Source organism: Kluyvera sichuanensis (assembly GCF_014218705.1).
Lineage (GTDB): Bacteria > Pseudomonadota > Gammaproteobacteria > Enterobacterales > Enterobacteriaceae > Kluyvera > Kluyvera sichuanensis.
The window spans coordinates 22,193-44,293 of the sequence record NZ_JABBJF010000026.1; the positions used below are offsets into that span (position 1 = coordinate 22,193).

Genomic DNA, 22,101 nt, shown 5'->3' on the forward strand with positions numbered 1-22,101 from the left:
ATCCTGGTCGTTTTCACAACCTAATGCTGACACCCCGGGCACCAATAAAACGGCCTTGAGGAGAGCATCGTCTTTTCAATCACCCCACCGCAGCGCTCGCACGTTTCGCCATCGCGATGAAACACCTTGAAGCGAAATAGCGCGCCGTGGTGTTTATTATCATCCACCTGCCCGCGCGTGTTGTAGGAGAGTCGAGGAATATCGAGCAGCGCATGCGACAGCGCCTCGAGCTGCTGTTCATTGAGCTGCGACGCTTTATGGTTGCCGGTTAAGCCAACCTGCCAGAGGATCTCAACCCGCAGATAGTTACCCAGCCCCGCAAGAAACGCCTGATCCAACAGCAAGCCGGAGAACTGGCGGTTGCGAAATTTTGCCGACAGCAGCCGCGTTTTTACCACCTCGGGCGTTAAGGTCATATCAAGCACGTCTGGCCCAACGCGTAGTAAAAACGGGTGCGTTTTCACCTGCCCTGGCGTCAGCATCTCAATATCGGACGCGCTGTAGAGCAGAATCGCTTTATCCGCCGTTTGTAATTTAACCCGCAGTACCCGCGTGGTTTCGGGCATCTCCCCGGCGTTAACCACTCGCCACACGCCGTAGAGCTGATTGTGGCTATAGAGGGTCAGACCACCGGAAAAATGGGTCAGCAGCGCTTTACCGCGCGTTTCAACGTGGGTGACATGCTGGCCGATCAGGGTGGGTGCATAAGAGGATAATTCGGGGTACGCAAACCAGACCTCGGTCAACGGTTTGCCCTGAATCGCCTTTTCCAGGCTGTCCGCCGCCCGGCGGATCTCTGGACCTTCAGGCATAGTGATTGCTCCCTTTCGATCGTCAAGGCAACAATATTATCAATAATACGTTTGGCTCGCACACGGCGTGTCGAATAAAAAGAATGGGTGCATGAGGATAGCAACAACACCGCAAAGTGGCGGGGATGACTCCCCGCCGGCGCTCTTACTTAACAGATTCGTAAGCTGTGAAGACAGCGAGCTCCGCATGGCCGGTTCGGAGCCGTACCTCGCAGAGATCTTCCCTTGTGACCAGCACCACCAGAATGGCGGTGATACAGATAACAATCAGGGCGATAACCATCGCCTTTGGCTGCTTCATAGCCTACTTCTCCTTGACCCGAAGGTCGGTAAGAGACTATCTTTATGATGCTGCTTCATAATAGATGGCCTCAGATTAATGTTTAACGTCCTGCAAGACGTTGAAAGTTAACTGGGGCTTTTCTCTATCTGCCTTTCGGCTAATGCCTGAGACAAATAGCCTCAAGCACCCGCCGAAAGTGTACTGCAATTTCCGTCCGTTTCAGCCTTGATGAATTCCGAATTACCGGCGGGTTTGTCGGCACTCACTCAACAACATCATGCCCTTACCTGAATGCCCTGCGCGAGAAATTCGCGCCGCAGACGGCGAGCAAACGCCAGCGCATGCGCGCCGTCACCGTGCAGGCAGACCGTTTCCGCCGTTACATTGGCCCACTGGCCGTCTACGGTACTCACACGCCCACGCTGCACCATCTCCAGCGTTTGTGCCAGCGCCTGCTCTTCATCGCTAATCAGCGCTCCCGGCTGGCTGCGCGGCACCAGAGCACCGTCAGACTGATAGCCCCGGTCAGCAAACACTTCCTGACGCGTGGCGAGTCCGTGGCGCGATCCGGCGCGAATCAGCTCACTTCCTGCCAGGCCGACCAGAATCAGCGTCGGATTCACCGCAAACACCGCCTTAGCAATAGCATCCGCTAATGCCGGGTCTTTGGCGGCCTGGTTATAGAGCATGCCGTGCGGCTTCACGTGATGCAGTACACCGCCTTCAGCCTGGACTATCGCCGACAGGGCGCCAATTTGGTACAGCGTCTGGGCGTAGACCGTTTCCGGCGGCAACTGCATCGCGGTGCGGCCAAAATTATCCCGGTCGGGGAAGCTCGGATGCGCCCCCACGGCCACGCCATTTTGCAGCGCCGCGCGCGCGCAGGTCAGCATCATCCCGGCATCGCCTGCATGAAAGCCGCAGGCGATGTTGGCCGAGGAGACCAGCGTCAGCAGTTCAGCATCGCTGGCCGCGCCTTCGCCAAGGTCGGCGTTGAGATCAATCATCATCATTAAGCCGCCAGGTGAGCTGTTCCAGATAGCGCTGCTGGTCATGACGCGCTTTGAGCGCCTCTTCCAGCGTACAGCGAATGAAGTGAATGGGCTGCCCGAGGGGAATTTGCGCCAGCTGGAACATATCCGCCTCAATAATACAGGCAATACGCGGATAACCACCGGTGGTCTGGGCATCGTTCATCAGCACGATAGGCTGACCGTTATGCGGCACCTGCACCACGCCGGGCACCAGACCATGAGACACCAGCTCACGGGCGTTATCACGCACCAGCGGTTGCCCTTTCAGGCGGTAACCCATCCGGTTGCTCTGCGGGCTTAAGTGCCACGGCGAGCGCCAGAAGGTCTCCTGCGAGGTCGTATCAAATTCGTGATACTCCGGCCCCGGCAAAGCGCGAATACGGTTGCTGGCGATAAGCGGTTTAACGCCACGCGGCTCGCGGAACGTACGCACGGGCTTCCCCAGCGGCAGCACGTCGCCATCCTGCAGACGACGGCCTTCAAAGCCGCCTATGCCAACGTTAAGATCGGTACTGCGCGAACCCATCACGGCAGGAACATCAATGCCTCCCGCCAGCGCCAGATAGCTGCGAATACCGTGCTGCGGGCGCTTGAGCGTGAGCGTCTGGCCGGTTTTAGCCCAGTGTCGCCAGCCGCTCCATACCGCCTCACCGTCCAGCGTCGCTTCGCAGCCCGCGCCCGTCAGCGCAAACCAGCCGTCGCGGGCAAAGGTAAACGTCGCCATACCGAGGGTTATCTCCAGCGCAGCGGCGTTGGCATCGTTGCCCACCAGCAGGTTGGCGGTCATCAGCGCCGGTTTATCCAGCGCCCCGCAGCGGCTCACGCCGAACTGCCGTAGCCCATCGCGCCCCGCGTCCTGCACCGAGGTATACATGCCTGCACGAATCACCTTCAGCATATGCCCTCCTTTTGCGGCACGAAGCGCACCGTGTCTCCGGGGCGCAGTAATATCGGCTCTTCACGATTGGGCGAGAACAGCGGCAGCGACGTGCGGCCAATCAGCTGCCAGCCGCCCGGCGTGGACAACGGATAAATACCGGTTTGCTGGCCGCCAATGCCCACCGAGCCGGCAGGCACTTTCAAACGCGGCTCCGCGCGGCGCGGCATGGCCAGCGAAGCTGGCAGCCCGCCAAGGTAGGGAAAGCCCGGCTGGAAGCCGAGGAACCACACCACGTAGTCCACCGACGCATGCAGCTCCACCACCTGCTTCGGGGTAAAGCCGCTAAGGCGGGCGACCTCGGTCAGATCCGGCCCCTGTTCACCGCCATAAATAACGGGAATATCGATCGCACGGGAATCCGGCTCCAGAGCTTCACTCTCTTCCCACCAGCGCTGGAGCCGTTCAATAGCATCCAGCGCCAGAGTCTGCGGATCGGTTAATGTCACCGTGATATTATTCATACCAGGAATGACGTCTACCACGTCCGGTAATGTCGCCACTCGCTGGGCCAAACGCCATACCCGCTTTTGCGCCGCCAGCGTCACCGGCGGCTCCAGCTCCAGTACGACAGCCGTTTCACCTAACAGATAACAACGCGCTCGCTGCACTTTATTCCCTCATCATCAGGCCGGATTGGGGATGTCCACAAAGGTCACATCCAGATCGGTCGTTTCGGTGAGCCACTCGCTCAGCGCGCGAATACCACCGCGTTCCGTGGCGTGGTGGCCCGCTGCATAAAAGTGTAGCCCCTGCTCGCGGGCGGAATGAATGGTCTGCTCTGAAACCTCACCGGTAATAAACGCATCAACGCCAAAGCGTGCCGCGCTGTCGATAAAGCCCTGACCGCCGCCGGTACACCAGGCCACGCGCGAGACTTTATCCGGCCCGGTATCCCCGCTCCACAGCGGTTTACGCCCCAGTCGAGCTTCAATCCATGAGGCCAGTTCCAGCCCCGATACCGGCATCGAGAGTTCGCCCCACGGCACCAGTGGTTCGATCTCACCCATCACGTTGATACCGAGCAGCTGCGCCAGCTGTACGTTGTTACCCAGCTCCGGGTGCGCATCCAGCGGCAGGTGCCAGCCATACAGGTTGATGTCGTTCTCCAGCAGCGCTTTCAGACGATTGCGCTTCATGCCGCGGATGACCGGCGACTCCCCTTTCCAGAAGTAACCGTGGTGCACAATCACCGCATCCGCCTGCTGGCGCACGGCTTCGTCAATCAGCGCCTGGCTGGCGGTCACGCCAGTCACAATCTTCTGTACCATTTCACGCCCTTCGACCTGCAGGCCGTTAGGGGCGTAATCGCTGAAGGCGGCGCTGTTGAGTTTTTCATTAATCAGTTGTTCTAGTTCGGTATTTTTCATCATCGCTCTCTTCAATATTGATGCCTTACTACAGGATAAAATAGCGTCACTGACGCATTACGTCGATACACAATTCGTTAACCTTCACCTGATACCGCTTAACTACGCGCAATAAATGCTTAAGTAACACGATTTGTCTGTTTTTGTGTGACCGAAATCATGTATATTTATGCAACCATACCGCATATTACAAAGATAATACGATTCTCTTCGTATTATTACATAAATGAAACAAAGCCTTGCGTAGCGTGATGTTGCCGGGTTTCGAGGTCAAATGTGCAATGAATAAATCACAATCGCAGCCAAAGGCAATTTACTACGTCGTCGCGCTGCAAATTTGGGAATACTTTAGTTTCTATGGCATGCGCGCGCTGCTGATCCTGTATCTCACCAATCAACTGAAATACAACGACACCCACGCTTACGAGCTGTTTAGCGCTTACTGTTCATTAGTTTATGTGACGCCAATCCTCGGTGGCTACCTGGCGGATAAAGTCCTCGGCAACCGCATGGCCGTCATGCTGGGCGCGCTGCTGATGGTTATCGGCCATATGGTGCTCGGGGCCAGCGAAGTGGCGCCGATGTTCCTGTACCTGTCGCTGGCGATTATCGTCTGCGGCTACGGGCTGTTTAAATCGAACATCAGCTGCCTGCTGGGCGAGCTCTATGAACCTACCGACCCACGTCGCGATGGCGGCTTCTCGCTGCTTTACGCGGCAGGTAACGTCGGCTCCATCGTCGCTCCTATCGCCTGTGGTTTCGCCCAGGAACAGTATAGCTGGGCAATGGGCTTCACCCTCGCCGCAGTAGGCATGCTCGCCGGTCTGGTTATCTTTATCAGCGGCCGTCGCCACTTTGCCCACACCGCTGGTGTGAACAAAGAAGTGCTGTGCGCGAAGAAATTCCTGCTGCCGAACTGGGGCTGGCTGCTGGTTCTGCTGGTCGTTGCACCGCTGTTTATCACCGTACTGTTCTGGAAAGAGTGGTCGGTCTATGCGCTGATTGTCGCGTCTATCATCGGCCTGGTGGTGCTGGCAAAAATTTATCGTCGTGCAGAAACTGCCGAGCAGCGTAAAGACCTGCGTCTGATTGTTGTGCTGACCTTCTTCAGCCTGCTGTTCTGGGCGTTTGCTCAGCAGGGTGGCAGCTCCATCAGCCTCTATATCGACCGTTTCGTTAACCGTAACGTGCTGGGCTATGAAGTGCCGACCGCGATGTTCCAGTCGGTAAACGCCTTTGCCGTGATGCTGTGCGGGATCGTGCTGGCCTGGCTGATTAAAGAGAAAGTGACCAACAACCGCGATCTGCGCCTGTGGGGCAAATACGCGCTGGGCCTTGGCCTGATGAGCGCAGGTTTCTGCATTCTGACCCTGAGCGCACGTCTGTCCGCAAGCTACGGTCACTCCTCCATGCCGCTGATGCTGCTGGGGCTGTCGGTGATGGGCTTTGCCGAGCTGTTTATCGACCCGGTGGCGATGTCGCAGATCACCCGCATCCAGATCCCGGGTGTGACCGGCGTGCTGACCGGCATCTATATGCTGCTCTCCGGCGCGGTGGCAAACTACGTGGCGGGAATTATTGCCGACCAGACCTCTCAAGGTTCGTTCGACTCTGCGGGCGCGGTGGATTACTCCATCAACGCCTACATTGATGTGTTCAGCGAAATCACCTGGGGCGCGCTGGCCTGTGTCGCCGTGGTGCTGGTTATCTGGCTGTACCATTCGATGAAAGTTCGCTCCCGCCGCCTGGCAGCCGAAGCGTAACCCCATCCTGTAGCCCGGACGAGGCGTGTAAACGCCGACGCCGGGGATTCCCCGGCGTCACGTCGTTCGGCCGGGCTACTGAAGATGCTTCGCCGCTTCATAGGCAGCAAGCGTCGCTACCCTCGCCTCAGCGTGATCGACAATCGGTCGCGGATAGTGAATCTCAACGCCCTGCTTTTCCGCCCACGCCCACGGCTGGTGAATCGCCTTATCCGGCACCTCGGCTAACTCCGGTAACCACTCACGGATAAACGCCCCACGCTTATCAAAGCGCTCGCCCTGGGTAGTGGGATTGAAGATACGAAAATAGGGCGCCGCGTCCGTTCCGGTTGAGGCCGCCCACTGCCAGCCACCGTTGTTAGCCGCCAGACAGCCGTCCACCAGCTGCGACATAAAGTAGCGTTCACCCTGCCGCCAGTCGATCAACAAATCTTTGACCAGGAAGCTGGCGACAATCATCCGCAGCCGATTATGCATCCAGCCCGTTGCATTAAGCTGCCGCATTGCCGCATCAACAATCGGGTAGCCGGTACGCCCCTCCTGCCAGGCGATAAGCGCGTCTGACGGCTCGCGCCAGCGCACGCGATCGGTCCAGCCAATAAACGGACGATGCTTGCAAAGCCGAGGGAAGTTGGTCATCAGGTGACGATAAAACTCGCGCCAGATAAGTTCGTTCAGCCAGACGCTGCCCGCACCGCCGTTCAGCGCCTCTGGCTGTTCTGCCAGAAGTCGGTACAGGCACTGACGTGGCGAAAGCACACCGACAGCGAGGCAGGCCGACAGGCGGCTGGTGCCTTCAATTGATGGGAAATCACGCTGAGCCTCGTATTCACCCGCGCCTTCCTGACAAAAACGACGCAGCTGGCCAATCGCCGTCTTTTCGTCAGGCGGGAACAGCGCCGGGTCAAACGACTGTTGGGGATAGTGAAAATGGAGTGTTGCAGCATCGGCCACCGCCGGAGCAGACCGCACCTCGGGGGCCCGCACGCATTCGGGCATGTGCTCTTTTAAGCGCCGCAGCCAGGCGTTTTTATACGGTGTGAAAACTTTATACATTTCGTGATTGCCGGTCATCACCGCACCGGGCGGCAGGATCACGCTATCATCAAAGCCCTGACACACCGTGTCGGTCAGCGCTCGCTCTACGGCGGCGTCACGCTGACGCTCATTGAATTCGTATTGGTAGTTATAAAAAAGCTGCGTGACCTGGTGCTGCTGGCACACCGTTTTGACGACCTCGACGCTGGCGGCAAAGTCGGCCACCTCATGGAATATCAGCGGGATATTTTTCTCTGCCAGCGAGCGGCGCAGCGCGTTCAACTGCGCGGCAATATAGGCGGCCTGGCGTGGTGCCATACTGTGCGTAGCCCACTGTTCTGGAGTGGCGATAAACAATGCCAGCACCTGCGCATTGGGATCGCGGCAGGCGGCGGCAAGGGCAAAATTGTCGTGCAGTCGGAGATCGGCGCGAAACCAGACCAGATGGGTAAACATAAACATCCTGAATGTATTCAACGAATACTTTCATCTTACACCAAATGTCAGGAGGACAAATGCGGGTCGTTGTGCCCTCCCGGAGTCGGCGCATTCGCGCCTCGTCCGGGCTACCTGAAAACAAAAAAGCCGCCCTGGTAAGGACGGCTTTGTAGCCCGGCCAAGCGCAGCGCCGCCGGGAATGGCACGACACTATCAATAGAAGTCGCAGGCGGCCTCTTCAGCCTGTGCCATCCATACCGGCTTATCGCTGGTCTTCGACCATACGCGGTGCAGGTAGCTGTAGAAGCGGGCACGGTCTTTCCAGAACAGCATCACCGGTAATGCGACGATCCCCGCCACCACGGCGAAAGTACGACGTAACAATACGATGTGTGCAGGATATTTTCTATACAGGTCCATATTCTCTCCCCTAAGTTGGCCGGCAACGCACGCCGGAAAATGAAGCTCAGTAATCTGACTAAAAGAGTACCGTTATTTGTGTAATTTTACTACTCATCCGACCACTAATTTTTGTGCATTTAGTGTTTATTTACATTCATGCCGTAACTGAGTTACATGATTGTTAAATTAATACTAACCATTAGTTAAATTGTGGATTACGGTCATTTTTATACTTTTTTTACACCCCGCCATTCTATTTTTGCGAAATCTTTGCACCCAAAAACCTACGCTTAGCCCATCAACTGAACCATCCGGAGGTGGATTGTGACTACAGGCGTAATAGCCGGCACGGTGCTGGTGTTCCTGTTACTGGCGTATCTGGTTTATGCCCTTTTCAAGGCGGAGGCGCTGTAATGGCTGCTCAAGGATTTTTACTCGTTGCCAGCTTCCTGCTGGTGCTGTTTGTTCTTGCCCGCCCGCTTGGCAAAGTGCTGGCTGGGATGATTAACAACACGCCGCTGCCGGGGCTTGCCCGCTGTGAAAGCGGGCTCTGGCGCATCATGGGCATTTCCGGTCAGGAGATGAGCTGGGGGCGATATACCATTGCCATCCTGCTGCTGAACCTGGTCGGGCTGTTGGTGCTGTTTGCCATGCTGATGCTAGAGGGCGTGCTGCCGCTGAATCCACAAAACCTTCCGGGGCTGTCATGGCATCTGGCGCTCAATACCGCCGTTAGCTTTGTCAGTAACACCAACTGGCAATCCTATAGTGGTGAAACCACCCTGAGCTACTTTAGCCAGATGGTAGGCCTGACGGTGCAGAACTTCCTCTCTGCCGCCACCGGGATTGCCGTGCTGTTCGCGCTGGTGCGCGCTTTTGCCCGCCATAGCGTGAATACGCTGGGCAATGCCTGGGTCGATATCACCCGTATCACGCTGTGGTTGCTGCTACCGATTTCCCTGCTGCTGGCCCTGTTCTTCATCCAGCAAGGGGCGTTACAAAACTTCCTGTCCTACCAGCCATTTACCACCATTGAGGGCGCGCATCAGTTGCTACCAATGGGGCCGGTAGCGTCTCAGGAAGCCATTAAAATGCTCGGCACCAACGGCGGCGGCTTCTTTAACGCCAACTCCTCACATCCGTTTGAGAACCCGACGGCGCTGACCAACTTTGTGCAGATGCTGGCGATTTTCCTCATCCCTGCCGCACTGTGTTTTGCCTTTGGTGACGCGGTGGGTGATAACCGTCAGGGCCGCGCCATCCTGTGGGCCATGACGCTTATTTTCATCATCTGCGTTGCAGTGGTGATGTGGGCTGAAACTCGCGGTAACCCGCACCTGCTCGCCTTCGGTGCCGACAGCAGCATCAATATGGAAGGCAAAGAGAGCCGCTTTGGCATTCTGGCCAGCAGCCTGTACGCCGTGGTGACCACCGCTGCCTCATGCGGTGCGGTCAACGCAATGCACGACTCCTTTACCGCACTGGGCGGCATGATCCCGCTGTGGCTGATGCAGATTGGTGAAGTGGTCTTCGGCGGCGTGGGTTCTGGCCTCTACGGCATGCTGCTGTTCGTCCTGCTGGCGGTATTTATCGCCGGGCTGATGATTGGCCGCACCCCGGAATACCTCGGTAAAAAAATCGACGTGCCGGAAATGAAGATGACCGCGCTGGCGATTCTGGTTACCCCAACGCTGGTGCTGCTCGGCACAGCGCTGGCGATGATGACCGATGCAGGCCGCAGCGCGATGGCGAACCCCGGTTCGCACGGCTTTAGCGAAGTGCTGTACGCCGTGTCGTCGGCGGCAAACAACAACGGTAGCGCCTTTGCCGGTCTTAGCGCCAACACGCCGTTCTGGAACTGTCTGCTGGCCGCGTGCATGTTCCTCGGCCGCTTCGGGGTGATTGTGCCAGTGCTGGCGATTGCCGGTTCATTGGTGAGCAAAAAAATTCAGCCCGCCACCTCAGGCACCCTGGCGACCCACGATGCGCTGTTTATCGGCCTGCTGATGGGGACCGTGCTGCTGGTCGGCGCCCTGACCTTTATTCCCGCGCTGGCGATTGGCCCTGTTGCGGAACATCTTTCCCTGTTTTGAGTGATGCGGAGCTATTGGTTATGAGTCGCAAACAACTGGCCCTGTTCGAACCGTCTCTGGTTCGCCAGGCGTTGATCGATGCCGTGAAAAAACTGAGCCCGACCATTCAGTGGCGCAACCCGGTGATGTTTATCGTCTGGGTAGGCAGCGTGCTCACCAGCGGACTGGCCGCCGCCATGGCGCTGGGCACCCTGCCCGGCAATGCGTGGTTTAGCGGCGCTATCGCGCTGTGGCTATGGTTTACCGTGCTGTTCGCCAACTTTGCCGAAGCGATGGCGGAAGGCCGCAGCAAGGCGCAGGCGAACAGCCTGAAAGGGGTGAAGAAAACGGCGTTTGCCCGCAAACTGCGCGAAGCCCGCTACGGTGCCGCGATGGATCACGTTCCGGCAGATGAACTGCGCAAAGGCGACGTGGTGCTGGTCGAAGCCGGGGATATCATTCCCTGCGATGGTGAAGTCATTGAGGGCGGCGCATCGGTGGATGAAAGCGCTATTACCGGGGAATCAGCTCCGGTTATCCGTGAGTCCGGCGGCGACTTTGCTTCGGTGACCGGTGGGACGCGCATCCTCTCCGACTGGCTGGTCGTGCGCTGCAGCGTGAACCCTGGCGAAACCTTCCTTGACCGGATGATCGCCATGGTCGAAGGCGCGCAGCGTCGTAAAACGCCTAACGAAATTGCCCTGACCATCTTGCTGGTCGCGCTGACTATCGTGTTCCTGCTGGCGACCGCCACCATCTGGCCGTTCTCCGCCTGGAGCGGTACGCCGATTAGCGTCACCGTGCTGGTCGCCCTGCTGGTGTGCCTGATTCCGACCACCATCGGCGGCCTGCTTTCCGCCATCGGCGTGGCCGGGATGAGCCGTATGCTCGGCGCCAACGTGATCGCCACCAGCGGTCGTGCGGTCGAAGCAGCGGGCGACGTTGACGTGCTGCTGCTGGATAAAACCGGCACCATCACGCTCGGTAACCGTCAGGCTTCCCAGTTCCTGCCAGCCGATGGCGTGGACGAAAAAACGCTGGCCGATGCCGCGCAGCTGTCATCGCTGGCGGACGAAACGCCGGAAGGCCGCAGCATCGTGGTACTGGCGAAACAGCGCTTTAATCTGCGCGAGCGGGATCTGCAAACGCTGCATGCCACCTTCGTACCCTTTACCGCCCAAAGCCGCATGAGCGGGATCAACATTGACAACCGCCTGATTCGTAAAGGCTCCGTCGATGCTATCCGCCGCCATATCGAAAGCAACGGTGGCAGCTTCCCGCAGGATGTGGAGCAGAAAGTGGAGAGCGTTGCCCGCCTGGGTGCCACCCCACTGGTGGTGGCTGAAGGGGCGCGGGTACTTGGCGTGATATCCCTGAAAGATATCGTCAAAGGCGGCATTAAAGAGCGCTTCGCTCAGCTGCGCAAAATGGGTATCAAGACGGTGATGATCACCGGCGACAACCGTCTCACCGCCGCCGCCATCGCCGCCGAAGCGGGCGTGGATGACTTCCTGGCCGAAGCGACACCGGAGGCCAAACTGGCGCTGATTCGTCAGTATCAGTCCGAAGGCCGCATGGTGGCGATGACCGGCGACGGCACCAACGATGCCCCGGCGCTGGCGCAGGCCGACGTGGCGGTAGCAATGAACTCCGGGACCCAGGCAGCGAAAGAGGCTGGCAACATGGTGGATCTGGACTCGAACCCCACCAAGCTGATTGAAGTGGTGCATATCGGTAAGCAGATGCTGATGACCCGTGGTTCGCTGACCACCTTCAGTATTGCCAACGACGTTGCCAAGTACTTCGCCATTATTCCGGCGGCGTTCGCGGCAAGCTGGCCGCAGCTGGGCGTGCTCAACATCATGCACCTGCACTCGCCAGACTCGGCGATTCTGAGCGCGGTGATTTTCAACGCCCTGATTATCGTCTTCCTGCTGCCGCTAGCGCTGAAAGGGGTGAGCTACCGTCCGCTCTCCGCCTCGGCGATGCTGCGCCGTAACCTGTGGATTTACGGTGCGGGTGGTCTGGTTGTGCCGTTTATCGGCATCAAAGTTATCGATTTACTGCTGACCCTGTTGGGTCTGGTCTGAGGAAATAGACATGTCTGCATTACGTCCTGCCATCGTGATTTTTCTGTTCCTGACGCTTATCACCGGGGGGCTCTACCCTCTGCTGACCACCGCGCTGGGGCAGTGGTTCTTTCCGGCACAGTCGGGAGGGTCGTTGATTATCGAAAACCATGAAATTCGCGGATCGTACCTGATCGGGCAGAACTTTACCGATCCCCGCTATTTCCAGGGCCGCCCTTCGGCGACGTCGGACTCCCCGGATAACCCGATGGCATCCGGCGGCAGCAACCTGGCGGGCAGCAACCCGGCGCTGGATAAACAGTTTACCGACCGCATCACCGCGCTGCGCGCCGCTAACCCGGAAGCCAGCCGCGAGGTGCCGGTGGAACTGGTTACCGCCTCCGCCAGCGGGCTGGACCCTAACCTGACGCCAGCCGCCGCGTTGTGGCAGGTGCCGCGTATCGCCAAAGCGCGCAACGTCCCGGCAGAGTGGCTGCGTAAAGAGGTCGAAGCGGCGACAAACTCTCCGCTGCTCGGCTTTCTCGGACAACCTGTGGTAAATATTACTAAGCTGAATATGGCGCTGGATGCCCACAAGGATAACTGATGATGACCGACGAGCCGCTGCGTCCCAACCCGGATCGCCTGCTGGAACAAGCCACCGAAGCTCACCGCGGCAAGCTGAAGATTTTCTTCGGTGCCTGTGCTGGCGTGGGAAAAACCTGGGCGATGCTGGCCGAGGCGCAGCGTCTGCGGTCGCAAGGGCTGGATATTCTGGCGGGCGTGGTGGAGACGCACGGGCGTAAGGAGACCGCCGCGATGCTCAGCGGTCTCACTCTCCTGCCACCAAAGCGCAGTGCCTATCGTGGGCGCTACGTTTATGAGTTCGACCTCGATGCCGCCCTCGCCCGCCGTCCGGCGTTGGTGTTAATGGACGAACTCGCGCACAGCAATGCGCCCGGCTCACGCCACCCTAAACGCTGGCAGGACATTGATGAACTGCTGGAGGCGGGCATCGATGTTTTCACCACCGTTAACGTTCAGCACCTGGAAAGCCTCAACGACATCGTCAGCGGCGTAACCGGCATTCAGGTACGCGAAACGGTGCCTGACCCCTTTTTTGATGCCGCCGATGAGGTGGTGCTCGTCGACCTTCCCCCGGACGATCTGCGCCAGCGCCTGAACGAAGGAAAGGTCTATCTTGCCGGGCAGGCCGAACGCGCCATCGAGAACTTTTTTCGCAAAGGTAACCTGATTGCCCTGCGTGAACTGGCGCTGCGCCGCACCGCCGACCGCGTGGACGATCAGATGCGTGCCTGGCGCGATGGCCAGGGGCAAGAAAAAGTCTGGCACACCCGCGATGCCATTTTGCTGTGCATCGGTCACCACAGCGGCAGCGAAAAGCTGGTGCGCTCTGCTGCCCGGCTGGCGGCCCGCCTTGGCAGCGCCTGGCATGCCGTCTATGTCGAAACCCCGACCCTACACCGACTGCCTGAGCCGCAGCGCCGAGCCATTCTCAACGCCTTGCGTCTGGCGCAGGAGCTGGGCGCTGAAACGGCCACGCTTTCAGAGCCATCGGAAGAGGCTGCAGTCATCCGCTACGCGCGCGAGCACAACCTTGGCAAAATCGTGATTGGCCGCCAGAAAAAGCGCCACTGGTGGCGAGGTGAACGCTTTGGCGAACGCATCTCCCGCCACGCGCCAGAGCTGGATCTGCTGGTCGTCGGCGTCGATGAATCGCCCCTTCCCCTGCCGGAGCGGGCGCGCGATCAACGGCCGTTTATGGATAAGTGGCGGGTGCAGATCCGCGGCTGCCTGGTGGCACTGGGGCTGTGTGCCGGTATTACGCTGATTGCCGATCAATTTCTGATGGCCTTTGAGGCCGCCAACCTGGTGATGCTGTATCTGCTGGGCGTGGTGATCGTCGCGCTGTTTTACGGCCGCTGGCCGTCGGTGCTCGCCACGGTGATTAACGTGGTTAGCTTCGATCTCTTTTTCATTGCCCCGCGCGGGACGCTCGCCGTCTCTGACGTGCAGTACCTGCTCACTTTTGGCGTGATGCTCACCGTGGGTCTGGTTATCGGTAATCTCACCGCCGGCGTGCGCTATCAGGCGCGGGTGGCGCGCTATCGCGAACAGCGCACGCGCCATCTTTATGAGATGTCCAAAGCGCTTGCCGTGGGTCGCAACACCCACGATATCGCCCACACCTGCGAGCAGTATATTCGCACCACCTTCCATGCGCGCAGCCAGGTACTGATGCCGGATGAACAGGGGAAGCTGACGTCGCTGACCCACCAGGAAGGTATGACGCCGTGGGATGACGCCATCGCTCACTGGAGCTTTGATAAAGGGCTGCCAGCGGGGGCGGGAACCGATACCCTGCCCGGCGTACCGTACCTGATCCTGCCCCTGCGTAGCGCCGATAAAACCCACGGGCTTATCGTGGTCGAGCCCAATAACCTGCGCCAGTTGATGATCCCCGAGCAGCAGCGGCTGCTGGAAACCTTCACCCTACTGGTCGCCAGCGCACTGGAACGCCTGGCGTTGACCGAAAGTGAGGAGCAATCGCGACTTATCAGCGCCCGCGAAAGCCTGCGCAATTCACTGCTGGCGGCGCTTTCTCACGATCTACGTACGCCGCTGACCGTGCTGTTCGGTCAGGCGGAAATCCTGACGCTCGACCTTGCCAGCAGTGGCTCACCGTACGCCCCGCAGGCCAATGAAATTCGCCAACACGTGCTCAATACCACGCGACTGGTCAATAATTTGCTGGATATGGCGCGGCTGCAATCGGGCGGCTTTAATCTGAATAAAGAGTGGCTGACGCTCGAGGAAGTGGTCGGTAGCGCGCTGCGTATGCTGGAACCAAGCCTTAACGGTCGGCATATCGCCCTCTCCCTCCCCGACCCGTTGATGCTGGTCCACATCGACGGCCCACTGTTTGAACGTGTGCTGATTAACCTGCTGGAAAACGCCGTGAAGTATGCCGGTCACGACGCCGAGATAGGTATCGCCGCCGCTACCAAAGATGACCATCTGTTGCTCGACGTCTGGGACAGCGGCCCGGGCATTCCCGGCGGGCAGGAAGAGCATATTTTTGCCAAGTTTACCCGTGGGCATAAAGAGTCCGCGATCCCCGGCGTCGGCCTGGGGCTGGCTATCTGCCAGGCGATTGTCGATATTCACGGCGGGACGCTCTCCGCCAGCAACCGCCCGGAAGGCGGCGCCTGTTTTCGTGTTACACTTCCGTTAGAACAACCACCTGAACTTGATGAGGGACACGACGGCCTGTGACCAGCGTTTTAATTGTTGAAGATGAACAAGCGATCCGCCGTTTTCTGCGCACCGCGCTGGAAGCGGATGAACTGCGCGTTTTTGATGCCCCTACGCTCCAGCGAGGCCTGCTGGAAGCCGCGACGCGCAAGCCTGACCTGATCATTCTCGACCTCGGCCTGCCCGACGGGGACGGGCTGGATTTTATCCGCGACATTCGTCAGTGGAGCCCGGTACCGATTATTGTGCTGTCGGCGCGCAGCGAAGAGAGCGATAAAATTGCCGCGCTCGACGCGGGCGCAGATGACTATCTCAGCAAACCTTTTGGTATCGGCGAACTTCAGGCTCGTCTGCGCGTCGCGCTGCGACGTCATGCGGGCAGCCAACCGAACGACCCGATCGTCACGTTCTCGGATACCACCGTCGACCTTGCCGCCCGTCGTATCACGCGCGGCGGTGAAGAAATTCACCTCACCCCTATTGAGTTCCGCCTGCTGGCAGTGCTGCTCAACAATGCGGGGAAGGTGCTCACCCAACGCCAGCTACTCAATCAGGTCTGGGGGCCAAATGCTGTGGAGCATAGTCACTATTTGCGCATTTATATGGGGCACCTGCGCCAGAAGCTGGAAATAGATCCCGCGCGCCCTCAGCATTTATTAACCGAAACCGGAATTGGCTATCGGTTTATGTTATGAATACTTATTCATAATTCTTGCTTTCTTCAATTATTATTCCATAAATACATTAACCCTAAGCCGCGAAATATTACCGCGGCGTCACCACCGTTATTTAAACTAAATATTAAACAGTTTATTTACAACATTGAAACAATACAGCATTTAATCCTGGCATCACCCCTACCAATAATGGATAATTTCACTATTGATCTTGTTATGTTGATCATCCTCACAGTTTTAAGACCATTCAGAGATAAAATGACTCCGCTTTAAGATATTCATCGAAGGTATACGAAATGGAAAACAATAACCGATTGATGCCTCATATTCGACGGACAACACATATTATGATGTTTGCCCATCGCAATAGTTTCGATTTTCACTTCTTTAACGCCCGATAAGTCTCCTGACTTCGGGCGCCTCGCAGTTATTCCCTGCTAATACGGGCTTACGCCTGTAGCCAGCGCTCGCTCTGACAAACCCATACCCTAGGGTATAAAGCTTCCGGCCACCGGACCGGCTGGGTTTGCCACATTCCAAAAAAGCTCACGCCCTGACGTTATTGTCAGCGAGATCGTTTTGCTTTTTTTCCGGCGATATCAATTTCTCATTCGGGAAATTGAGGGACTGCTATTACCTAAAATAAAGAGATGAAAAATGTCTGAATTAAAAATTGCCGTAAGCCGTACTTGCCCGGACTGTTTTACTACTCAGCGTAGTATTATCAATACCTGCGACACTCACTTTATTGATGTTGCTGCTGCCGTATTATCTATTGAAGACGTTGAGTGTGGTAAACTCGATGAAATAGACGCGACGGGTTATAACCTGCCAGTATTTATTGCTATTAATAAAGACCAAATTGTTCCCGCCGAATATCTCTCACGTATTCAAGGGGTATTTGAGCATGACGAAACCCGCAACGACTTCTATGGTCGCCAACTGGAATCGGCGGCACACAAGTATGAAGTGAATCTGCGCCCACCGTTCTTTAGCGCGCTGGTCGATTACGTCGCGCAGGGTAACAGCGCGTTTGACTGCCCAGGGCATCAGGGTGGTGAATTCTTCCGTCGTCACCCTTCCGGCAACCAGTTTGTTGAATACTTTGGCGAAACCCTGTTCCGCTCTGACCTTTGCAACGCCGACGTGGCAATGGGTGACCTGCTGATCCACGAAGGCGCGCCGTGCATTGCGCAGCAGCACGCGGCCAAAGTGTTTAACGCTGACAAAACTTACTTCGTCCTGAACGGTACCTCTTCTTCTAACAAAGTGGTGCTGAATGCCCTGCTCACTCCGGGTGACCTGGTGCTGTTTGACCGCAACAACCACAAATCCAACCACCACGGCGCGCTGTTACAGGCGGGGGCCACGCCAATTTATCTGGAAACCGCACGTAACCCGTACGGCTTTATCGGCGGTATCGACGCCCACTGCTTTGAAGAGCGCTATCTGCGTGAACTGATTGCTGAAGTCGCACCAAACCGCGCGCGCAATCAGCGTCCTTTCCGCCTGGCGGTCATTCAGCTCGGCACCTACGACGGCACGATTTATAACGCTCGTCAGGTGGTGGATAAAATTGGTCATCTTTGCGACTACATTCTGTTCGACTCCGCGTGGGTCGGCTACGAACAGTTTATTCCGATGATGGCCGACTGCTCGCCGCTGCTGCTTGAGCTTAACGAAAACGATCCAGGGATTCTGGTCACCCAGTCGGTGCATAAACAGCAGGCGGGCTTCTCTCAGACTTCGCAAATTCACAAAAAAGATAGCCATATCAAAGGCCAGCAGCGCTATGTTCCGCATAAGCGTCTTAATAACGCCTTTATGATGCACGCCTCCACCAGCCCGTTCTACCCGCTGTTTGCCGCGCTGGACGTGAACGCCCGCATGCATGAAGGTCAGGCAGGCCGCAACATGTGGATGGACTGCGTCTCCAACGGTATCGAAGCGCGTAAGCTGATCCTCGATAACTGCCACCATATTCGCCCGTTCGTGCCTGCCGAGATTGACGGTAAACCATGGCAGTCCTGGCCGACCGAGACCATTGCTAACGATCTGCGTTTCTTCCACTTTGTCCCAGGCGAACGCTGGCACGGTTTTGAAGGCTACGCCGAACATCAGTACTTTGTCGACCCATGCAAATTGCTGCTGACCACGCCGGGCATCAACGGTGAAGGTGAATATGACACCTTTGGCGTACCGGCAACCATTCTGGCGAACTACCTGCGCGAGCACGGCGTAGTACCGGAAAAATGCGACCTCAACTCCATCCTGTTCCTGCTGACGCCAGCGGAAGATATGGCCAAGTTGCAACAGCTTGTGGCTCTGCTGGTTCGTTTCGAAACGCTGCTGGAAGCCGATGCGCCGCTGCAAGAGGTTCTGCCATCGCTCTACGGCCAGCATAAAGACCGCTATGCCGGTTACACCCTGCGCCAGCTGTGTCAGGAAATGCACGATCTGTACGCACGCCACAACGTGAAACAGCTGCAAAAAGAGATGTTCCGTAAATCACACTTCCCACGCGTCAGCATGAACCCGCAGGATGCCAACTACGCTTACCTTCGTGGTCAGGTTGAGCTGGTACCGCTGTCAATGGCAGAAGGCAAAATCGCCGCCGAAGGTGCTCTGCCGTATCCTCCAGGCGTGCTGTGCGTTGTTCCTGGGGAAATCTGGGGTGACTCCGTTCTGCGTTACTTCAAAGCCCTGGAAGAAGGCATCAACCTGCTGCCGGGCTTCGCGCCAGAGCTGCAAGGGGTTTATATCCAGGAACACGACGGCCGCAAAGAAGTGTGGTGCAACGTGATTGAGACTCAGCAGCCGCAGCCTGCCCTGCTGAAAGGGGAGAAATTATGAGCAAAGCCAACAATAAGATGGGTGTTGTTCAGCTCACCATCCTGACGATGGTGAACATGATGGGCTCCGGGATTATCATGCTGCCCACCAAACTCGCTGAAGTCGGCACCATCTCCATTATCTCCTGGCTGGTCACCGCCGTCGGTTCGATGGCGCTGGCCTGGGCCTTTGCAAAATGCGGGATGTTCAGTAAGAAATCCGGCGGCATGGGCGGCTATGCGGAGTATGCCTTTGGTAAGTCGGGCAACTTTATGGCCAACTATACCTACGGGGTTTCGCTGTTGATTGCCAACGTCGCTATCGCGATTTCGGCAGTGGGTTACGGCACCGAGCTTTTCGGTGCCGCGCTGAGCCCGGTGCAGATCGGGCTCGCCACCATTGGCGTGCTGTGGATCTGTACCGTGGCTAACTTCGGTGGTGCGCGCATTACCGGGCAGATCAGCAGCATCACGGTATGGGGCGTCATTATTCCGGTCGTCGGTCTGTGCATTATCGGCTGGTACTGGTTCAGCCCAACGATGTACGTCGAATCCTGGAACCCGCACCACGTGCCGTTCTTTAGCGCCGTAGGTTCTTCTATTGCGATGACACTGTGGGCGTTCCTCGGTCTGGAATCCGCCTGTGCCAACGCCGAAGTGGTGGAGAATCCGGAACGTAACGTGCCAATCGCCGTGCTCGGCGGGACGCTCGGGGCAGCGGTGATTTACATCATTTCCACCAACGTGATTGCCGGTATCGTGCCAAACATGGATCTGGCTAACTCCACCGCGCCGTTCGGTCTGGCCTTCGCGCAGATGTTTACCCCGGAAGTCGGGAAAGTGATCATGGCGCTGATGGTGATGTCCTGCTGCGGTTCGCTGCTCGGCTGGCAGTTCACCATCGCCCAGGTATTCAAATCCTCGGCGGACGAAGGCTACTTCCCGAAAATCTTCTCCCGCGTCAGCAGTGCCGACGCGCCGGTTCAAGGGATGCTGGTTATTGTGGTTATTCAGTCCGGGCTGTCGCTGATGACCATTAGCCCGTCGCTGAACAATCAGTTCAACGTGCTGGTTAACCTGGCGGTGGTGACCAACATTATTCCGTACATCCTGTCGATGGCTGCGCTGGTCATCATCCAGCGGATGGCTAACGTGCCGGTGAACAAAGCGCGCGTCGCCAACTTCGTGGCCTTTATTGGCGCGATGTACAGCTTCTATGCGCTCTACTCTTCCGGCGAAGAAGCGATGCTGTACGGTTCCATTGTGACGTTCCTCGGCTGGACGCTGTACGGCCTGGTGTCACCACGTTTCGAATTGAAAAACAAACACAGTTGATCGTAGCCCGGGCGAGGCATTTATGCCGACCCCGGGGCAGCACAAAGTCCATAAAAAAAGGGAGCCAGTCGGCTCCCTTTTTCTTACCTAATCACTCAGGCGTTTTTCAGCACTTCGCTAACAATCTCTACCGCTTCTTTCTCAATCTGCTTACGGTGTTCAGCACCGAGGAAGCTTTCGCAGTAAATTTTGTACGCATCTTCGGTACCGGATGGACGCGCCGCGAACCAGCCGTTGTCGGTCATCACCTTCAGACCGCCGATGGACGCGCCGTTACCCGGTGCCGCCGTCAGACGTGCGGTAATCGGGTCACCTGCCAGGGTGCTCGCGCTCACCATCTCTGGAGAGAGCTTAGACAGCGCCGCTTTCTGTGCGGAAGTGGCGCTAGCCTGCAGACGGTTGTAGCTTGGCGCACCGAAACGAGCAGCCAGTTCGTTGTAGTGCTCCTGCGGGTTCTTGCCGGTGACAGCGGTGATTTCCGCCGCCAGCAGGCACATGATGATCCCGTCTTTATCAGTAGACCACGGCGTACCGTCGAAACGCAGGAACGAAGCGCCCGCGCTCTCTTCGCCGCCGAAGCCGAAGCTGCCGTCGAACAGACCGTCAACGAACCATTTGAAGCCAACCGGCACTTCTACCAGCTTACGCCCCAGGTCGTTCACCACGCGGTCAATCATCGCGGAAGAGACCAGAGTTTTACCGACGGCAACCTCTTTGCCCCACTGCGGACGATGCTGGAACAGATAGTTGATCGCCACTGCCAGATAGTGGTTAGGGTTCATCAGGCCAGCCGGCGTGACGATACCGTGACGGTCGTAGTCAGGGTCGTTAGCAAACGCCAGATCGAACTTATCACGCAGCGCCAGCAGGCCCGCCATCGCGCACTCGGAGGAGCAGTCCATGCGGATTGCGCCATCTTTATCGAGGTGCATAAAGCGGAAGGTCTGGTCAACGTGGTCGTTAACGATGGTCAGGTTCAGGTTGTAGTGCTTAGCGATACGCTTCCAGTATTCGATACCGGAGCCACCCAGTGGATCAACGCCCAGGGTCAGACCGGCTTTCTGGATAGCCGCCATATCGACGATATCCGCCAGCCCTTCAATGAACGGCTGAACCAGATCGACTTCTTTCACGTGGCCGGAAGCCAGCGCAGCGTCGTAAGCAATACGCTTCACGCCCGCCAGGTCGGCTGCCAACAGCGCGTTCGCGCGATCTTCAACCACTTTGGTGACGTTGGTATCAGCCGGGCCACCGTTTGGTGGGTTGTACTTGATGCCGCCGTCTTCCGGTGGGTTGTGGGATGGCGTAATCACGATCCCATCAGCCAGCTTACCGCCTTTCTTGTTGTGTACCAGGATAGCATTGGATACCGCCGGAGTCGGCGTAAAGCCATTGTCTTCCTGGACAATGACATCTACCCCGTTTGCCGCCAACACTTCGAGAACGGAGATAAACGCTGGCTCAGAAAGCGCGTGTGTATCCTTCCCGACATAGCATGGGCCCGTAATTCCATTTTTCGCGCGCTCTTCCGCGATCGCCTGAGCAATGGCCAGAATATGCTTTTCGTTGAAGCTGTGACGACCCGCGCTCCCACGGTGGCCGGACGTACCGAACTTCACCGCATGTTCCGGGTTGCTCACGTCAGGCTGCAGCACGTAGTACTGCGCCGTCAGTTGGGCGACGTTGATCAAATCACTCTGCTGTGCAGGTTGTCCTGCACGGGTATGGTTTGCCATTGCCTGGTCCTTCTTATGCAAGGGTTAG

The 22,101-nt window shown here is 57.5% G+C and carries 19 protein-coding genes; 10 read left to right on the forward strand and 9 right to left on the reverse strand.

Annotation, left to right across the window (positions count from 1 at the left end; translation table 11 throughout):
- Nucleotides 1-20 precede the first annotated feature (20 nt).
- The 6 genes from nei to HII27_RS20755 all read right to left on the reverse strand — a co-directional run bounded on the left by nei (nt 21) and on the right by HII27_RS20755 (nt 4,436).
- Complete coding sequence (gene nei / locus HII27_RS20730) at nt 21-812, reverse strand: endonuclease VIII (protein ID WP_185669337.1); 792 nt, start codon at nt 810-812, stop codon at nt 21-23.
- Between the two features lie 145 nt (nt 813-957).
- Complete coding sequence (locus tag HII27_RS20735; protein ID WP_185669338.1) at nt 958-1,113, reverse strand: Hok/Gef family protein; 156 nt, start codon at nt 1,111-1,113, stop codon at nt 958-960.
- 257 nt (nt 1,114-1,370) lie between these two features.
- Complete coding sequence (pxpA, locus tag HII27_RS20740) at nt 1,371-2,105, reverse strand: 5-oxoprolinase subunit PxpA (protein ID WP_185669368.1); 735 nt, start codon at nt 2,103-2,105, stop codon at nt 1,371-1,373.
- Nucleotides 2,095-3,027, reverse strand: coding sequence for a 5-oxoprolinase subunit PxpC (gene pxpC / locus HII27_RS20745; RefSeq protein WP_185669339.1), 933 nt, complete (start codon nt 3,025-3,027; stop codon nt 2,095-2,097). Before pxpC ends, pxpA begins: the two co-directional genes overlap by 11 nt.
- Nucleotides 3,021-3,677, reverse strand: a complete 657-nt coding sequence (gene pxpB / locus HII27_RS20750; protein ID WP_185669340.1) for a 5-oxoprolinase subunit PxpB — start codon at nt 3,675-3,677, stop codon at nt 3,021-3,023. The genes pxpC and pxpB overlap by 7 nt, the downstream gene beginning before the upstream one ends.
- 15 nt (nt 3,678-3,692) lie before the next feature.
- Nucleotides 3,693-4,436, reverse strand: a complete 744-nt coding sequence (locus tag HII27_RS20755) for a type 2 GTP cyclohydrolase I (RefSeq protein WP_185669369.1) — start codon at nt 4,434-4,436, stop codon at nt 3,693-3,695.
- Nucleotides 4,437-4,717: 281 nt separating this feature from the next.
- On the opposite strand from HII27_RS20755, the gene dtpD reads away from it, so the two are divergent.
- Nucleotides 4,718-6,199 carry a dipeptide permease DtpD gene (gene dtpD / locus HII27_RS20760; RefSeq protein ID WP_185669341.1) on the forward strand — a complete coding sequence of 494 codons (1,482 nt, stop codon included), beginning with the start codon at nt 4,718-4,720 and terminating at the stop codon, nt 6,197-6,199.
- A gap of 75 nt (nt 6,200-6,274) precedes the next feature.
- Here dtpD and phrB read toward each other — a convergent pair whose 3' ends face one another.
- Together phrB and HII27_RS20770 are read right to left on the reverse strand one after the other, a co-directional pair.
- Nucleotides 6,275-7,693, reverse strand: a complete 1,419-nt coding sequence (gene phrB / locus HII27_RS20765) for a deoxyribodipyrimidine photo-lyase (RefSeq protein ID WP_185669342.1) — start codon at nt 7,691-7,693, stop codon at nt 6,275-6,277.
- A 195-nt stretch (nt 7,694-7,888) separates the two neighbouring features.
- Complete coding sequence (locus tag HII27_RS20770; protein WP_035892708.1) at nt 7,889-8,095, reverse strand: YbfA family protein; 207 nt, start codon at nt 8,093-8,095, stop codon at nt 7,889-7,891.
- Nucleotides 8,096-8,401: 306 nt separating this feature from the next.
- Between HII27_RS20770 and kdpF the strand changes: the two genes are divergently transcribed.
- The 9 genes from kdpF to potE all read left to right on the forward strand — a co-directional run bounded on the left by kdpF (nt 8,402) and on the right by potE (nt 20,337).
- A complete protein-coding gene (kdpF, locus tag HII27_RS20775) occupies nt 8,402-8,491 on the forward strand; it encodes a K(+)-transporting ATPase subunit F (RefSeq protein WP_035892707.1) in 90 nt (29 codons plus the stop codon).
- Entirely contained in the window at nt 8,491-10,170 is a 1,680-nt protein-coding gene (gene kdpA / locus HII27_RS20780) for a potassium-transporting ATPase subunit KdpA (RefSeq protein ID WP_185669343.1), read from the forward strand. The genes kdpF and kdpA overlap by 1 nt, the downstream gene beginning before the upstream one ends.
- A gap of 20 nt (nt 10,171-10,190) precedes the next feature.
- Nucleotides 10,191-12,239: a potassium-transporting ATPase subunit KdpB gene (gene kdpB, locus HII27_RS20785; RefSeq protein ID WP_185669344.1), complete on the forward strand. Its 2,049-nt coding sequence runs from the start codon at nt 10,191-10,193 to the stop codon at nt 12,237-12,239.
- A 10-nt stretch (nt 12,240-12,249) separates the two neighbouring features.
- Nucleotides 12,250-12,825: a potassium-transporting ATPase subunit KdpC gene (gene kdpC / locus HII27_RS20790; RefSeq protein WP_185669345.1), complete on the forward strand. Its 576-nt coding sequence runs from the start codon at nt 12,250-12,252 to the stop codon at nt 12,823-12,825.
- Nucleotides 12,826-12,827: 2 nt separating this feature from the next.
- Nucleotides 12,828-15,515 carry a two-component system sensor histidine kinase KdpD gene (kdpD, locus tag HII27_RS20795; protein WP_185669370.1) on the forward strand — a complete coding sequence of 896 codons (2,688 nt, stop codon included), beginning with the start codon at nt 12,828-12,830 and terminating at the stop codon, nt 15,513-15,515.
- On the forward strand, nt 15,512-16,189 hold the full coding sequence (gene kdpE, locus HII27_RS20800) for a two-component system response regulator KdpE (protein ID WP_185669346.1): 678 nt from the start codon (nt 15,512-15,514) through the stop codon (nt 16,187-16,189). Before kdpD ends, kdpE begins: the two co-directional genes overlap by 4 nt.
- A 278-nt stretch (nt 16,190-16,467) precedes the next feature.
- On the forward strand, nt 16,468-16,572 hold the full coding sequence (speFL, locus tag HII27_RS20805) for a leader peptide SpeFL (RefSeq protein WP_106875989.1): 105 nt from the start codon (nt 16,468-16,470) through the stop codon (nt 16,570-16,572).
- 256 nt (nt 16,573-16,828) lie between these two features.
- Complete coding sequence (gene speF / locus HII27_RS20810) at nt 16,829-19,024, forward strand: ornithine decarboxylase SpeF (protein ID WP_185669347.1); 2,196 nt, start codon at nt 16,829-16,831, stop codon at nt 19,022-19,024.
- Nucleotides 19,021-20,337 carry a putrescine-ornithine antiporter gene (potE, locus tag HII27_RS20815; RefSeq protein WP_185669348.1) on the forward strand — a complete coding sequence of 439 codons (1,317 nt, stop codon included), beginning with the start codon at nt 19,021-19,023 and terminating at the stop codon, nt 20,335-20,337. Before speF ends, potE begins: the two co-directional genes overlap by 4 nt.
- Nucleotides 20,338-20,432: 95 nt before the next feature.
- Here the strand turns inward: potE and pgm are convergent, their stop codons facing one another.
- Nucleotides 20,433-22,073 carry a phosphoglucomutase (alpha-D-glucose-1,6-bisphosphate-dependent) gene (gene pgm / locus HII27_RS20820; protein ID WP_185669349.1) on the reverse strand — a complete coding sequence of 547 codons (1,641 nt, stop codon included), beginning with the start codon at nt 22,071-22,073 and terminating at the stop codon, nt 20,433-20,435.
- Between the last annotated feature and the right edge of the window lie 28 nt (nt 22,074-22,101).

Bases quoted from the DNA above. Each gene is read 5' to 3' on its own strand.
- nei (WP_185669337.1), bottom strand. From the start codon at position 812: ATGCCTGAAGGTCCAGAGATCCGCCGGGCGGCGGACAGCCTGGAAAAG.
- HII27_RS20735 (WP_185669338.1), bottom strand. From the start codon at position 1,113: ATGAAGCAGCCAAAGGCGATGGTTATCGCCCTGATTGTTATCTGTATC.
- pxpA (WP_185669368.1), bottom strand. From the start codon at position 2,105: ATGATGATTGATCTCAACGCCGACCTTGGCGAAGGCGCGGCCAGCGAT.
- pxpC (WP_185669339.1), bottom strand. From the start codon at position 3,027: ATGCTGAAGGTGATTCGTGCAGGCATGTATACCTCGGTGCAGGACGCG.
- HII27_RS20755 (WP_185669369.1), bottom strand. From the start codon at position 4,436: ATGAAAAATACCGAACTAGAACAACTGATTAATGAAAAACTCAACAGC.
- dtpD (WP_185669341.1), top strand. From the start codon at position 4,718: ATGAATAAATCACAATCGCAGCCAAAGGCAATTTACTACGTCGTCGCG.
- phrB (WP_185669342.1), bottom strand. From the start codon at position 7,693: ATGTTTACCCATCTGGTCTGGTTTCGCGCCGATCTCCGACTGCACGAC.
- HII27_RS20770 (WP_035892708.1), bottom strand. From the start codon at position 8,095: ATGGACCTGTATAGAAAATATCCTGCACACATCGTATTGTTACGTCGT.
- kdpA (WP_185669343.1), top strand. From the start codon at position 8,491: ATGGCTGCTCAAGGATTTTTACTCGTTGCCAGCTTCCTGCTGGTGCTG.
- kdpB (WP_185669344.1), top strand. From the start codon at position 10,191: ATGAGTCGCAAACAACTGGCCCTGTTCGAACCGTCTCTGGTTCGCCAG.
- kdpC (WP_185669345.1), top strand. From the start codon at position 12,250: ATGTCTGCATTACGTCCTGCCATCGTGATTTTTCTGTTCCTGACGCTT.
- kdpD (WP_185669370.1), top strand. From the start codon at position 12,828: ATGACCGACGAGCCGCTGCGTCCCAACCCGGATCGCCTGCTGGAACAA.
- speFL (WP_106875989.1), top strand. From the start codon at position 16,468: ATGGAAAACAATAACCGATTGATGCCTCATATTCGACGGACAACACAT.
- speF (WP_185669347.1), top strand. From the start codon at position 16,829: ATGTCTGAATTAAAAATTGCCGTAAGCCGTACTTGCCCGGACTGTTTT.
- potE (WP_185669348.1), top strand. From the start codon at position 19,021: ATGAGCAAAGCCAACAATAAGATGGGTGTTGTTCAGCTCACCATCCTG.
- pgm (WP_185669349.1), bottom strand. From the start codon at position 22,073: ATGGCAAACCATACCCGTGCAGGACAACCTGCACAGCAGAGTGATTTG.